This is a genomic window from Rhizobium centroccidentale, assembly GCF_030182565.1.
Taxonomy (GTDB): Bacteria; Pseudomonadota; Alphaproteobacteria; order Rhizobiales; family Rhizobiaceae; genus Rhizobium.
Genome location: NZ_JAQJCG010000006.1, coordinates 125,570 through 138,286 on the forward strand (window position 1 = coordinate 125,570; position 12,717 = coordinate 138,286).

Genomic DNA, 12,717 nt, shown 5'->3' on the forward strand with positions numbered 1-12,717 from the left:
GCGTGATGCAGCCTTCAAGCTGACACGTAAGGCGGGCTGCCAGAGGGCACTGCTGGTGAAGTTGTCACCGGCACAAGTTCCCGCTTTCAGCATCAGCCGGGCAACGGCTAAATCCTCGCAGATGTATGAAGCTGTGGAGCCGCCATGAACACTGTCGCTTATGTCACCGTCGATGTCTTCACATCCGAACGCTTCGTTGGCAATCCGCTGGCGGTCATCCCCGATGCCCGCGGTCTCGACAGCTACGCCATGCAGAAGATCGCAAGCGAATTCTGCTATTCCGAAACGACTTTCGTGCTGCCGCCGGAAAACCCGGAGCATACAGCCCGCGTCCGCATCTTCACGCCCACGGCCGAAATCCCCTTTGCCGGCCATCCCAATGTCGGCACCGCCTTCGTCCTCGGCCAGCAACAAGCGATCTTCGGAAAACCCATAAGTGACAGGCTAATCTTCGAAGAGGATGCCGGGCTTGTCGAGGTAACGTTGCTGCGCAACGGTGGCGGCGTCTCCGGCGCAAGCATCCGCGCACCGGGCAGGCTTACGATCGGCGAGACCATAACCGACGAACTGATTGCCGCTTGCGTGCAGATCGATCCGCAATCGATCCGCTACGCAACCCATGCGCCGACCTTCGCATCCGTCGGCCTGCCTTTCGCCTTTGCAGAGCTGGATCGCCTCGAAACGCTCGCCAAGGCACGGCCGAATGCCGCCGTTTTTGCCCAGGCGGCCGCGCGGCACAAGGAAGACAAGACTGGCTTCTCGCTCTTTCTCTATGTGCGCTCTCCCGAAAACCCGTGGGCTATCCGCGCCCGCATGTTTGCCCCGCTTGACAATGTGACGGAAGACCCGGCGACCGGCAGCGCCTCCGCCGCGATCAGCGCCTATCTGACGTCCCTGCTTCCCGCGCAGGACGCGGAGGTAAAGATCACCATCGAGCAGGGCGTGGAGATGGGAAGACGCAGCCTTATCGGCGTCGATGTCAGGAAATCTGCCGGCACGGTAAACGAAGTCTTGCTGTCGGGCAGCAGCATCTCCGTCATGCGCGGAGAGATCCAACTTTAGGCAGCCGCGTGTTGCGGCGCTGAAGCCCTGAAACCAGCCCGAAATGCGCTAAAACACCTCGTTGATAACGAGCGCCACCGTCCAGACGGCAAAGGCGAAGATGGCGATCTTCCAGAAATCCGCCCTGCGTCTCAAGCCTGGCAATCCCAAGGGCTTGATGACATGCACCGCCATGGCGAGCAGGAGCAGCACCGCTATGGCTTTTGTCACGCTATTTTTCCCCGTTTATGCAAGAGTGAGGGCAGCCGCGACCAAAAACCGCTGCACGCCTTTCGCGATCATGCTCTAATTGTCATAGGACGGACATTTTTCCGCGCCAACAGACTGTTTCTACAGGCCGATAGCGGCAATCCGGGACACAATCAATAGCGAATGCAGGCAGGGCACGATCCTGTCTTATCGGCTCCTAAAAACGAGCCGCATGAAGGTGGGGAGCATGAAACGAAACATATTGCCGGTACTCGCTCTGCTGTTCGGCACGCTGTTCCTGTTTACGGGCAATGGCCTGCACAGCCTCTTGCTGCCCGTGCGCGGCACGGCCGAAGGCTATGCGACGACGACGCTCGGCCTACTCGGCACCACCTGGGCGACCGGCTTTGTGCTAGGCTGCCTGACCGCGCCGAAACTGGTTCGGCGCATAGGTCATGTGCGCGCCTTTTCGGGCTTCATCTCCGTCATCGCCATCATCGCGCTTCTGACCGGCATCATCGTCGACCCCATCTGGTGGGTGGCGTTGCGTGCCGTGACCGGCTTCTGCACGGCCGGCACCTCGATGATCATCGAGAGCTGGCTCAACGAACGCGCCACCAATGAAAGCCGTGGCGCGATCTTCTCGCTCTATATCGGCATTACGCTGATCGGCGCCGTCGCCGGTCAGATGATGGTGCCCTTCGCCGATATCCACACGCCCATCCTCTTCATGGTGTGCGGCATCTGCTATTGCATCGCCATGCTGCCGACCACGCTGTCGACCGCCGCCTCGCCGCAGCCGCTGAAGGCCGTCAGCCTTGACCTGAAGGCGCTGTACCGCAATTCGCCCGTCGCCTCGATCGGCATCCTGCTCGTCGGCATCGCCAATGGCGCATACGGCACGCTCGGCGCCGTCTTTGGTGCCAAGGCCGGCCTTTCCGAAGGCGATATCGCGCTGATGATGAGCTCGACCATCTTCGCCGGCGCCGTAATGCAGCTGCCAGCCGGCCGCCTGTCCGATCGCATCGATCGTCGCTACGTGCTCGCGGGCATGGCGGCGATCGCAGCCCTCGACGGACTGCTGCTCTTCCTGTTGAAGCCCGGCAGCCCGGCTTTCCTCATCAGCATGGTCGTCATCTATGGCGCCGTCGCCAACACGCTCTATCCGATCGCCGTCGCCCATGCCAACGACTTCGCCGCGCCGGAGGATTTCGTCAAGGTGTCGGGCGGTCTGCTGCTGCTCTACGGCATCGGCACGATCATCGGCCCGACGCTGAGCGGCCCGGTCATGTCGTCCATCGGCCCCTACTCCCTGTTCTTCGTCACCGCCATCGCCCATGTGCTGATTACCTCCTATTCGATCTTCCGCAGCCGCATGCGCGCCGCAAAGCCGGCGGGCGATCGTGACGCCTACACGACCATGCCATCGGCCAACGCGCAGATGATCACGCCGGAGAGCATGGCGCTAGCGCGGAGCGAGACTTCAAAAAAGGACGATATAACTGTAAATTACGGCACCTGATCCCTCGTGAAGGGAAAGGAGGAGCCGAAATGAGCCTATTCGATGATGATCGTCCCAAGCAGCCGTCTGCCCACGAGATCGGCAGCGACTTGTCGTTATTATCCGTGGATGAGCTGAAAAGCCGCGTCGCATTGCTCCAGGGCGAGATAGCTCGGCTGGAAGAGGAAATTGCCGCCAAGGCCTCCGGCCGTAAGGCGGCGGATAGCCTTTTCCGCTTCTGAGACATCGTTCCAAGGTGCATTGCCGCAGCACGAAATCTGCGCGGCGCAGTCCAGCATTAAGGCATGCTCAACTGAATATTAAGCTTTACGACATATTACTATGACCATCCAGATTCGCTCTGGACTCAGACAGTTCCTCCACTTGGCGAATTGGTCTGATTTTTCTCCCTGTTTTACCTTGAGAGCCGCTTTTGCGGCTCTTCTTTTTTGTCCTGTATCGCGGACCTCGCCGAAACTGTGGAGATTAACCCTTTCTTAAGAATCGCCTTGCGAATTTCAGTTAAAACAACCATCTTAAAGTCATAAAAGCGGATGCCGAAAGCTCTTAGGGACTTGACCGGCTTTTCCTGAACAAAAGTGTTGCGTGAAGCAGGGATTTATTCGATGTCGGAACTTGGGTTGAACACGATCAGCTTTGCTGGCCACGCCGCATCGTCGGCGCAGTTCAGGACGCTTTATTCTGAAGGCATGTCGCTAGTCGAAGAAACCGCCGGCTATCTCGATGGCCAGGGCCGCGCCGCTTCCAAGGTCCTGCCGCGCATGGCCTCCGTACTCTACGCCGCCGAATCCATGCGACTGACGACCCGTCTCATGCAGATGGCCTCGTGGCTGCTGCTACAGCGCGCCGTCAACAACGGCGAAATGTCCCGCGATCAGGTATTGGCCGAAAAGAACAAGGTTCGCCTCGACGGCTTCAACGTCGATCGCACCGCTCCGGGCTGGAATGACCTGCCGGAATCCTTCCGCGATCTGGTGGAACGTTCGCTGCGCCTGCAGAACCGCGTCGCCATCCTCGATCGCGAGATCTACCGTCCGACGGAAACTGCCATCGTTCCGGACAACCAGAACAGCGTCAAGGCACAGCTGACCCTGCTGCAGACCGCCTTCGGCGGCAACTGAGCTTCAGACAATCCGCAATGAATTTGAACCGGTTGCGCCTGGCGCGGCCGGTTTTGTTTTGGGCAGTCATTCATCCCTCAGAAAAGCCGCGCGCGAAGCTAAGCCCCAAGTAGCAAGCGGGCAAAGCTTGACGGTCTCAGCGAAACCTCTGTAAAAAAGAGTGCCTGCCTCTCTCAAGGGACGGGCGAGCCGATATCGAATGTGCGTGGAGGACCCAATGCGCCGACTCACTTCTCACGAAAATCAAATCCGAAATTCTGAGAAGATGATGAACCATGCGCACATTGAATCTGGGCATCCTCGCCCACGTAGACGCGGGCAAGACTAGCCTCACGGAACGACTCCTTTTCGACACCGGCATAATTGACAAGCTCGGCAGCGTCGACGCTGGCAACACGCAGACCGATAGTCTCGAACTCGAAAGACAACGCGGCATCACCATCGCGGCCGCGGTGGTTTCTTTCACCGTCGGTGACGTGACGGTTAATCTCATCGACACACCTGGCCATCCGGACTTCATTGCCGAGATCGAACGAGTGCTGCAGCTGCTTGATGCGGCCGTGGTCGTCGTGTCGGCGGTCGAGGGCGTGCAATCGCAGACCCGGGTGCTCGTCAGGGCTTTGCGCCGTCTCAGCATCCCTTTCATCTTTTTCATCAACAAGGTCGACCGCCTCGGCGCGCGCTATGATGAGGTGCTTGAGGACATTGCAACCCAACTAGCGGTCCGCCCCATTGCAATGTCGATCGTCCATGATGCCGGCAGCAGGCTCGCCACGGTGGAAGCCGCCGATCCCGGAAGCGATCCGCATTTCTCGCGCCTCTGCGAAGCCCTTTCAGTCAACGACGAGCTCCTGCTGGAAGGTTATGTTCTGGCTTCCGACCGCCTGACGCGGCAGAGACTGGAGCAAGCCCTTGTCGATCAGGTGGCGAAGTCTCTGATTCATCCGGCATTCGCCGGCGCGGCGACGCGGGGGCTGGGCGTCCCTGCCCTGATTTCGGCGGTCCAGGCTTTGCTGCCCAGCCGTCAGCCGAACCATGACGGCCCGATTATCGGGACGATCTTCAAGATCGAACGCGGATGGGGTGGCGAGAAGCTCGCCTATCTCTATCTGGCGTCGGGCACGGTCGGCCTTCGTGACGATATCGAGACTGCGAATGGCCTGGCAAAGATCAGCAGCCTTCAGCTCTTTCGGGATGGCAGGGCGGACAAGGTCTCACAGATCAGCGCCGGACAAATCGCCAAAGTCGGTGGACTCCCGAACGCCCGCATCGGCGATTGGATCGGCACCGAAAACCCGCCAGGCACGCTGCGCCACTTCGCGCCGCCGACCTTGGAAACCCGCATTCGTGCCCTGCACCCGTCTGAAAGACCAGCACTCTGGCTAGCTCTGGGGCAACTTGCAGAGCAGGATCCGCTGATCAACCTGCGCACGAATGAGGAGACGGGCGACATATATGTCTCGCTCTACGGCGAGGTGCAGAAGGAGGTCATTCAAGCAACGCTCTCGACCGAGTTCGGCCTCGACATCGCCTTCGAAGAAAGCACCATCATCTATGTCGAGAGGCTGGATGGAACGGGAAGCGCGGTTGAGCACATATTCAAGGAGCCCAATCCGTTTCTTGCAACGGTCGGCTTGCGTGTCGAGCCGCGGCCGGAAGGTGCCGGCAACAGCTTTGCCCTCGAAGTGGATGTCGGCCAGATGCCCGCAAGCTTCTATCGGGCAGTCGAGGAGGCCACGTTCGAAACGCTGAAGGAAGGTCTTTCAGGGTGGCAGATCATCGACTGCCATGTCGCCATGACGGCGGCGCGGCAGAGTTCACCGGCGAGCACGGCGGTGGATTTCCGCAAGCTGACGCCGCTGGTGCTCGCATCGGCGCTTTCATCGGCACAAACGATCCTCTGCGAACCTATCGAGCATTTTCACGTCGAGATACCGGCAACGGCTTTGGCCGGTGTGCACAGCCTGCTCGCAAAATCCGGCGCATCGATGAGAAAATCGCTAATCGACGAGGGACTGGCCCGACTGGAAGGCACGGTGGCATCATCGATGATCCAGACGCTCCAAAGGCAATTGCCGGGATTGTCGGGCGGAGCTGGCGTCCTGGAGCACGCCTTCGATCACTATGCGCCGATATCGGGTCCGCACCGTGTACGGGAGCGCGCAGCAGCAAATCCGTTCGATCGCGCCGATTACCTGCGGCGCATGCGATGAGGGTGCGAGGCTCCGTATCAACGCAAAAAAAGCCCGGCAAAACCGGGCTCTTTTCAAACGGCAAATCGCAGAGCAATTAGATGCCGAGACCGCCGAAGCGCTTGTTGAACTTCGAAACGCGGCCGGCACGGTCCATCAGCTGCTGGTTGCCACCGGTCCAAGCCGGATGGGACTTGGAGTCGATTTCGAGGTTCATGACAGCGCCTTCAGAACCCCAGGTCGAGCGGGTTTCATATTCGGTACCGTCGGTCATGACTACCTTGATCGTGTGGTAGTCGGGATGAATGTTGGCCTTCATAACAATCTTCCTGTCATGCCAGGGTCCATTTGTCGCAAGGCATTGCGGCAACCGAACCGATTGAATAAATGAAGCCGCAGTCCGTTAAAGGCCACGGCTTCCAATTAAGATGGCGTGCCTATACATGAAGGCAGCGGCGATAACAAGGGGCGAAACGCCGAGTCCCTTGCTGATATGGGGATTGGAGACGACTTGTCTGAGACTGGCCAGGTAGAGGAAAAGAAAAATACATCAATCCGTCCCCTCGGACGACTGACGCCATACCTCAGGCGATATCGAGGCATGGTGGCCGGGGCAATCATATCGCTCGTCATCGCTGCCGTTACCTCGCTTGCTTTGCCAGTCGCCGTCCGCCGCATGATCGATCACGGTTTCGATCAAACCGACCGCGGCCTGATCGACAGCTATTTCGTGGCGATCATGATCATGGCCCTGCTGCTCGCCGCTGCGAGCGCGCTGCGCTATTACTTCGTCATCTCCATCGGCGAGCGCATCGTATCGGACATGCGCCGCGAAGTCTTCGATCACGTCACGCGGCTGTCGCCCTCTTTCTTCGACGTCAATCAATCCGGCGAGATCGTCTCGCGGCTGACGGCCGATACGACACAGATCAAGTCCGCGGTCGGCGCCACAGCCTCCGTTGCGCTGCGCAATCTCATCCTCTGTCTCGGCGCCGTGATCATGATGATCGTCACCAGCCCGAAGCTCTCGAGTATCGTGCTGATCGCAATCCCGATCATCGTCCTGCCGCTGGTCAGTTTCGGCCGTTCCGTGCGCAAGCGCTCGCGAGCCGCGCAGGAGACGCTGGCGCAGGCATCGGCCTATGCCAACGAGACTATCGCGGCCAACCGCACCATTCAAGCCTATAACGGCGAGGACGCAGCGGCGCAGCGCTATGGCAGCGCCGTCGAGGATGCCTATCAGGCGGCACGCGCCGCGATCAAATCCCGCTCGCTGCTGACGGGCTTCGCCATTGCCATGGTCTTCGGCAGCATCGTCGCGGTTCTCTGGGTCGGTGCGCAGAATGTCCTCGCCGGTACGATGTCGGCCGGCACGCTCGGCCAGTTCCTGCTCTATTCGGTCATCGCCGGCTCTTCGCTGGGCTCGCTATCGGAAGTCTGGGGCGAGCTGTCGCAAGCTGCAGGCGCTGCCGACCGCCTGGGCGAGCTGCTTGCCGAAGTGTCCCCCATCACCGCCCCCGCCAATCCGCTGCCCTTGCCGCAGCCGCCGCAGGGCCGCGTGGAATTTTCCGACGTCCACTTTTCCTACCCGTCACGACCGAATAGATCGGCGCTGCATGGGCTCTCCTTCTCCGTGAAGCCGGGAGAGACCGTCGCGATCGTCGGCGCGTCCGGTGCCGGCAAGAGCACTATCTTTTCGCTGCTGCTGCGCTTCTACGATCCGCAGAAGGGCCGGGTTGCCCTGGATGGTGTCGATGCGCGCGATGTGCTGCCGGATGCTCTGCGTGAGCGCATAGCCATCGTTCCTCAGGACACCACGATCTTTGCCGCCTCCATTCATGACAATATCGCCTTCGGCCGCCCGGGCGCCTCACGCGACGAAGTGCGCGCCGCCGCGATCGCCGCACAGGCGGACGAGTTTATTTCGCGCCTCGAAATGGGCTATGAGACGCAGGTCGGCGAACGCGGTGTCACCCTTTCGGGCGGCCAGCGCCAGCGTGTCGCCATTGCCCGCGCCATCCTGAAGAATGCGCCAATCCTGCTGCTCGATGAAGCGACCTCCGCGCTCGATGCCGAAAGCGAGACGCTCGTTCAGAAGGCTCTGGAGGGCTTGATGGAGGCACGCACGACCCTCGTCATCGCCCATCGCCTGGCGACCGTGCTCAAGGCCGACCGCATTCTGGTGCTGGATCAGGGCCGCATCGTCGAGGAAGGCACGCATCAGAGCCTGATCCGCCATGGCGGTATTTATGCGAAGCTCGCCCGCCTGCAATTCGATCCCGGCATCGAAGAACATATGCTCATCGCGAAATAGCGATAACCGGGCAAGTCGTGCCAAATACAACCTTGTGGAAATAGTTTCAAAGTTGAGCTAGATTTTCGGCGTTATCCCGCGCTGACGCGATTCTAGGAGACGAGAACCATGTACAAATTTGAAGTCTACAAGGATAAGGCTGGCGAGTTTCGCTTCCGCTTCAAGGCCTCGAACGGTGAAACCATGTTCGGTTCGGAAGGCTATAAGGCGAAGGCCTCGGCCCTGCATGCCATCGAATCGATCAAGGCTCACGTCGGTGCCGCCGTCATCGACGACCAGACCACCGCCACCGCATAATTCTCGCGTCACGCACTCGCTGCAAAGCCATTAACGGCCGGCTGCCTTTTGGGCATGTCGGCCGTTTTGATTTTTCGGCCACGAATTTCAAGAAATCTTTTCGCGAGTGTCGAATTCACTCGTGCCCGCGGCTCATTCTATCGAAGCGGCAGGAAGCCGTTTTGCCAACGGTGTTGTATATTCCGGCATTCAGCTTTGCAGGCTACGCCGTCCGGCTGTCGTCAAAACTGCAAATGGGAGACCCATCTCATGCAATATGCTTTGATCATTCGTGAATCAGCCGAGGATTTTCGGCGTCGTGCCGATCCGACCTATAAGAACGGCTGGATCGCCTACACACAGGCGCTGATCCAGGCCGGCATCATGACGGGAGGCGCGGGATTGACGGGACCGGAGACGGCAACGGTTGTCCGTCGTCAGGGCGAGGACCACGAGGTAAAGGACGGTCCGTTCCCTGACGGTAAGGAGCAGCTTGGCGGCTTCTACCTGATCGAAGTGCCGGATCTCGATGCCGCGCTGGAATGGGCGCTGCGCGTACCGATCTCCCAGCAAGGTTCGGTCGAGATACGGCCGCGATTGCAGATGTAGCCATCATGGAGTTGGATGCTGGACGCGCCGCCGAGCAAACGGCGCGTCAATCCTACGGCAAGCTGATTGCCTTTCTCGCCGCGCGCTTCCGCGACGTGCCGGCGGCCGAGGACGCTTTGTCCGATGCGATCGCGGCAGCGTTGAGCACCTGGCCGGAACGCGGCATCCCCGACAATCCGGAAGCCTGGCTGCTGGTTGCAGCCAAGCGTAATCTCCTTCGCCGGATCAGGCACGAGAACGTCAGGGCCGGAGCGCGCGACAGGATCATGATGGCCTTCGAAGAGGCGGAGGAACGCATGAATGCCGACAATTCCACCTTTCCGGATGAGCGCCTGAAGCTCCTCTTCGTCTGCGCCCATCCGGCTTTGGATCGCTCAGCTCACACTCCGCTGATGCTGCAAGCCGTGCTGGCCGTCGATGCCGCGACCATAGCCAAAGCCTTCCTCGTTTCGCCGCAAGCCATGAGCCAGCGGCTGGTGCGAGCGAAAATCAAGATCCGCGACGCACATATTCCCTTTATCGTTCCGGACCGGTCCGTGTTGCCGGATCGATTGGAAAGCGTGCTCTCAGCGATATATGCCGCCTACGGCCTCGGCTGGGACGGCGTCGACGGAGAGATCGGCAAGCAACGATCCCTGGCGGATGAGGCCATTTGGCTCGGACGCACGTTGCTTGCGACCCTGCCCGAGGAACCGGAGGCGGCAGGCTTGTTGTCGCTGATGCTCTACAGCCAATCCCGTCATGGAGCCCGCCGCGATGCGAATGGACGATATGTTCCTCTCGACCAGCAGGACATGGCCCTGTGGGATGCCGAAATGATTCTGGAAGCCGATAATCTATTACGAAAGGCTGGCACATTCGGACGCTTCGGCCCGTTCCAGTGTCAGGCTGCGATCCAGTCCGTGCATGCCGACCGGCGACGCTCGGGCATCACTGACTGGGCAGCTCTGGCCAAACTCTATGAAGCGCTTGTGATCATGAAGCCGACGGCCGGCGCGCGCGTCAGCCACGCGGCCGTAGTTGGCAAAGTGGAAGGTCCGGCTGCTGGGTTGGCTCTCCTTGACCGGATAGCCGAGCGCGAGATCGTCAACTATCAACCCTATTGGGCCGTGCGGGCTCACCTGCTGACCGAAGCGGGAGATGCGGAAAGGGCCTCCAATGCCTATCGGACCGCGATTGGCCTCAGCGACAGCGAAGCCGTACGGCAATTCCTGCAAGCACGCCTCGATAGTATCGCATCGCCGGAGCGATGACGGATTATTTCTCCGTCAGCTTCAGCTCGATGCGGCGGTTGGTGGCGCGAGCATCCGGCGTATCGCCCGGTGCGATCGGTTGGAATTCGCCGAAGCCAGCGGCGACGAGCCTGTCGGCGGGCACACCCTGTGAGATCAGGAACTTGACGACGGCGATGGCGCGCGCCGACGACAGAGCCCAGTTGTCCGGGTAACGCCCATTGCCCGAAAGCGGCACATTGTCCGTATGCCCGTCGACGCGTAGCACCCAGTTGATCTCGGGCGGAATTTCCTTGGAAAGGTCGATGAGAGCCGTGGCAAGCTTCGTCATCTCCGCCTGGCCCGCCGGGTTGAGATCGGCCGCACCGGACGGGAAGAGCACTTCGGACTGGAACACGAAGCGGTCGCCGACGATTCGGATATTATCCCGATCCGAAAGGATTTCGCGCAGGCGGCCGAAGAAGTCGGAACGATAGCGGTTCAGTTCCTGCACCCGCTGTGCTAGCGCCACGTTCAGCCGCCGGCCGAGATCGGCAATCTTCACCTGCGATGACTGATCCTTGGCTTCCGATGCCTGAAGGGCAGCTTCGATAGCGGCGATCTGGCTGCGCAGGGCGGCAATCTGCTGATTGAGGAGATCGACCTGGCTCATCGCTCGCGCGCTCACCTGCTTCTGCTCGTCAAGCTCCTGCGAAAGCGATCCGGCCCGCTTTTCCGCAGCCTGGCTACTGCCGGAGCCTGCCGCGAGCAGAGCCTGCAGCCGCGAGCGCTCAGTTTCCGCCGAGGACAGCGATGCCTGCAGATTGGCGACGGCATCCTCGAGATCCTGTTTGCCGCTTTTTTCCAGCGCCAGCTGCTGCACCAGATCGTTGATGCGACTGTTGAGGCGATTGAGCACTTCGTCGCGCCCGGAAATTTCGCGGCTGAGAATGAATTGGCCGACGACGAATACCGTCAGCAGGAACATGATCGCCATGAGCAGCGTGGACAGCGCGTCGACGAAGCCGGGCCAATAGTCGACGCTTCTCTGGTGGCGTCGGTTGCGGGCGAGCGCCATGGCTTACTTGCTCCCGGTCTTCTCGGTATGGCTGATCCTGTCGGCGAGGCGATCGAGCGTGCGGCGCATCGATTTGGCCTCTTCCTGCTGCGCCTCGATCCAGTCGCGCAACATCTGCTGCTCGTTGCGCATGTTCTTGACCAGGCCCTGAATGCCTTCGGCAAGGTTTGCCATGGCCGTCACAGAACGCTGGCCGCCGCCCTCCTCGGCAATCTTGCGCAGATAGTCCGATAGCGCCCGCACATCCTCCGAAGAGGCGCCGGTCGCGCCTTCGATAACCGGGGCAATGTCGGAGCCGACGTCGGTGACGGAAGAAAGCCAATTTTCAAGTTCGGTATAGAAGCGGTTCTGCGCGCGACCGGCCTGCAGGTCGAGGAAGCCGAGGATCAGCGAGCCGGACAGGCCGAGCAGCGACGACGAAAAGGCCGTGCCCATACCCACAAGCGGGCCGGAAAGACCTGATTTCAAGGCGCTCAGAATGTCCCCTGAGTCGCCGGTGCCGGCATCGAGGCCCTGGATGACGTCGTTGATCGAGCCGATCGTGCCGATCAGGCCCCAGAAGGTGCCGAGCAGGCCGAGAAAGACGAGGAGGCCGATAAGATAGCGCGAGGTATCGCGCGATTCGTCGAGGCGGGTAGCAATCGAATCGAGGATCGAGCGCAGGGTCGCCGTGGAAAGCTGCATGGCACGGCGGTTGCCGAGCAGCGCTCGCATCGGTGCCAGCAGCCGCGGATTGCGGCCAACCTTGTCCGCATTGCCGACGGCGCGGAAATGATTGAACCAGCGAACCTCCGGCCTCAGCATCAGCACATGGTTGAAGACAAGCAGGATGCCGACGACCAAAACGCCGACGATCAAGCCATTGAGGCCGGGATTGTGCAAGAAGGCGACCTGCGCCTGGCGGAAAAGGATCGCCACGATGAAGCCGACGATGACCAGGAAAAGAATCATCGTCCAGAAGAAAGCCATCGGGCTTGAAAGCTTGTAGGCGTAATTTCCCGATACGTTGTCGGTCGATCCGAGATCCGACAGATTCACATTTTCCATCACACGCTCCGACACCGCATCTTCCGCAGGCGGAGACTAGAGCAACATTGTGCCGAATTGAAGAGACGGCAAGCACAAAACAGCCCGTTGGCAACA

At 60.3% G+C, this 12,717-nt stretch carries 13 protein-coding genes; 9 read left to right on the forward strand and 4 right to left on the reverse strand.

What is annotated here, in order from left to right; genetic code table 11:
• The first annotated feature begins 144 nt into the window (after positions 1 to 144).
• Positions 145 to 1,062 carry a PhzF family phenazine biosynthesis protein gene (locus PH562_RS10630; RefSeq protein WP_285172928.1) on the forward strand — a complete coding sequence of 306 codons (918 nt, stop codon included), beginning with the start codon at positions 145 to 147 and terminating at the stop codon, positions 1,060 to 1,062.
• Between the two features lie 48 nt (positions 1,063 to 1,110).
• On the opposite strand, the gene PH562_RS10635 is transcribed toward PH562_RS10630, so the two are convergent.
• The gene (locus PH562_RS10635; RefSeq protein WP_285172929.1) at positions 1,111 to 1,272 is read right to left on the reverse strand and encodes a hypothetical protein; all 162 of its coding nucleotides are present in this window, start codon (positions 1,270 to 1,272) and stop codon (positions 1,111 to 1,113) included.
• Positions 1,273 to 1,498: 226 nt separating this feature from the next.
• Here PH562_RS10635 and PH562_RS10640 point away from each other — a divergent pair, with 226 nt between their 5' ends.
• From PH562_RS10640 to PH562_RS10655, 4 genes are all read left to right on the forward strand, one after another.
• The gene (locus PH562_RS10640) at positions 1,499 to 2,773 is read left to right on the forward strand and encodes an MFS transporter (protein WP_113230712.1); all 1,275 of its coding nucleotides are present in this window, start codon (positions 1,499 to 1,501) and stop codon (positions 2,771 to 2,773) included.
• Between the two features lie 29 nt (positions 2,774 to 2,802).
• On the forward strand, positions 2,803 to 2,994 hold the full coding sequence (locus PH562_RS10645) for a DUF1192 domain-containing protein (RefSeq protein WP_285172930.1): 192 nt from the start codon (positions 2,803 to 2,805) through the stop codon (positions 2,992 to 2,994).
• A 384-nt stretch (positions 2,995 to 3,378) separates the two neighbouring features.
• Positions 3,379 to 3,894 carry a protease adaptor protein RcdA gene (gene rcdA / locus PH562_RS10650; RefSeq protein ID WP_285172931.1) on the forward strand — a complete coding sequence of 172 codons (516 nt, stop codon included), beginning with the start codon at positions 3,379 to 3,381 and terminating at the stop codon, positions 3,892 to 3,894.
• 275 nt (positions 3,895 to 4,169) lie between these two features.
• Positions 4,170 to 6,107: an elongation factor G gene (locus PH562_RS10655; protein ID WP_285172932.1), complete on the forward strand. Its 1,938-nt coding sequence runs from the start codon at positions 4,170 to 4,172 to the stop codon at positions 6,105 to 6,107.
• A gap of 76 nt (positions 6,108 to 6,183) precedes the next feature.
• On the opposite strand, the gene rpmE is transcribed toward PH562_RS10655, so the two are convergent.
• Positions 6,184 to 6,405 (reverse strand): 50S ribosomal protein L31, encoded by a 222-nt coding sequence (gene rpmE / locus PH562_RS10660; RefSeq protein WP_015341030.1) that lies wholly within the window; start codon positions 6,403 to 6,405, stop codon positions 6,184 to 6,186.
• A 174-nt stretch (positions 6,406 to 6,579) separates the two neighbouring features.
• Here rpmE and PH562_RS10665 point away from each other — a divergent pair, with 174 nt between their 5' ends.
• From PH562_RS10665 to PH562_RS10680, 4 genes are all read left to right on the forward strand, one after another.
• Positions 6,580 to 8,400 (forward strand): ABC transporter transmembrane domain-containing protein, encoded by a 1,821-nt coding sequence (locus PH562_RS10665; RefSeq protein WP_483315339.1) that lies wholly within the window; start codon positions 6,580 to 6,582, stop codon positions 8,398 to 8,400.
• Positions 8,401 to 8,508: 108 nt separating this feature from the next.
• A complete protein-coding gene (locus PH562_RS10670) occupies positions 8,509 to 8,697 on the forward strand; it encodes a YegP family protein (protein WP_007701263.1) in 189 nt (62 codons plus the stop codon).
• Between the two features lie 249 nt (positions 8,698 to 8,946).
• Positions 8,947 to 9,285 (forward strand): YciI family protein, encoded by a 339-nt coding sequence (locus tag PH562_RS10675; protein WP_113230715.1) that lies wholly within the window; start codon positions 8,947 to 8,949, stop codon positions 9,283 to 9,285.
• 5 nt (positions 9,286 to 9,290) lie between these two features.
• Positions 9,291 to 10,538: an RNA polymerase sigma factor gene (locus PH562_RS10680; RefSeq protein ID WP_113230716.1), complete on the forward strand. Its 1,248-nt coding sequence runs from the start codon at positions 9,291 to 9,293 to the stop codon at positions 10,536 to 10,538.
• Positions 10,539 to 10,542: 4 nt separating this feature from the next.
• Here the strand turns inward: PH562_RS10680 and PH562_RS10685 are convergent, their stop codons facing one another.
• Both PH562_RS10685 and PH562_RS10690 read right to left on the reverse strand, forming a co-directional pair.
• Entirely contained in the window at positions 10,543 to 11,574 is a 1,032-nt protein-coding gene (locus tag PH562_RS10685; RefSeq protein WP_113230717.1) for a peptidoglycan -binding protein, read from the reverse strand.
• A 3-nt stretch (positions 11,575 to 11,577) separates the two neighbouring features.
• Positions 11,578 to 12,621, reverse strand: a complete 1,044-nt coding sequence (locus tag PH562_RS10690; RefSeq protein WP_113230718.1) for a flagellar motor protein MotA — start codon at positions 12,619 to 12,621, stop codon at positions 11,578 to 11,580.
• Between the last annotated feature and the right edge of the window lie 96 nt (positions 12,622 to 12,717).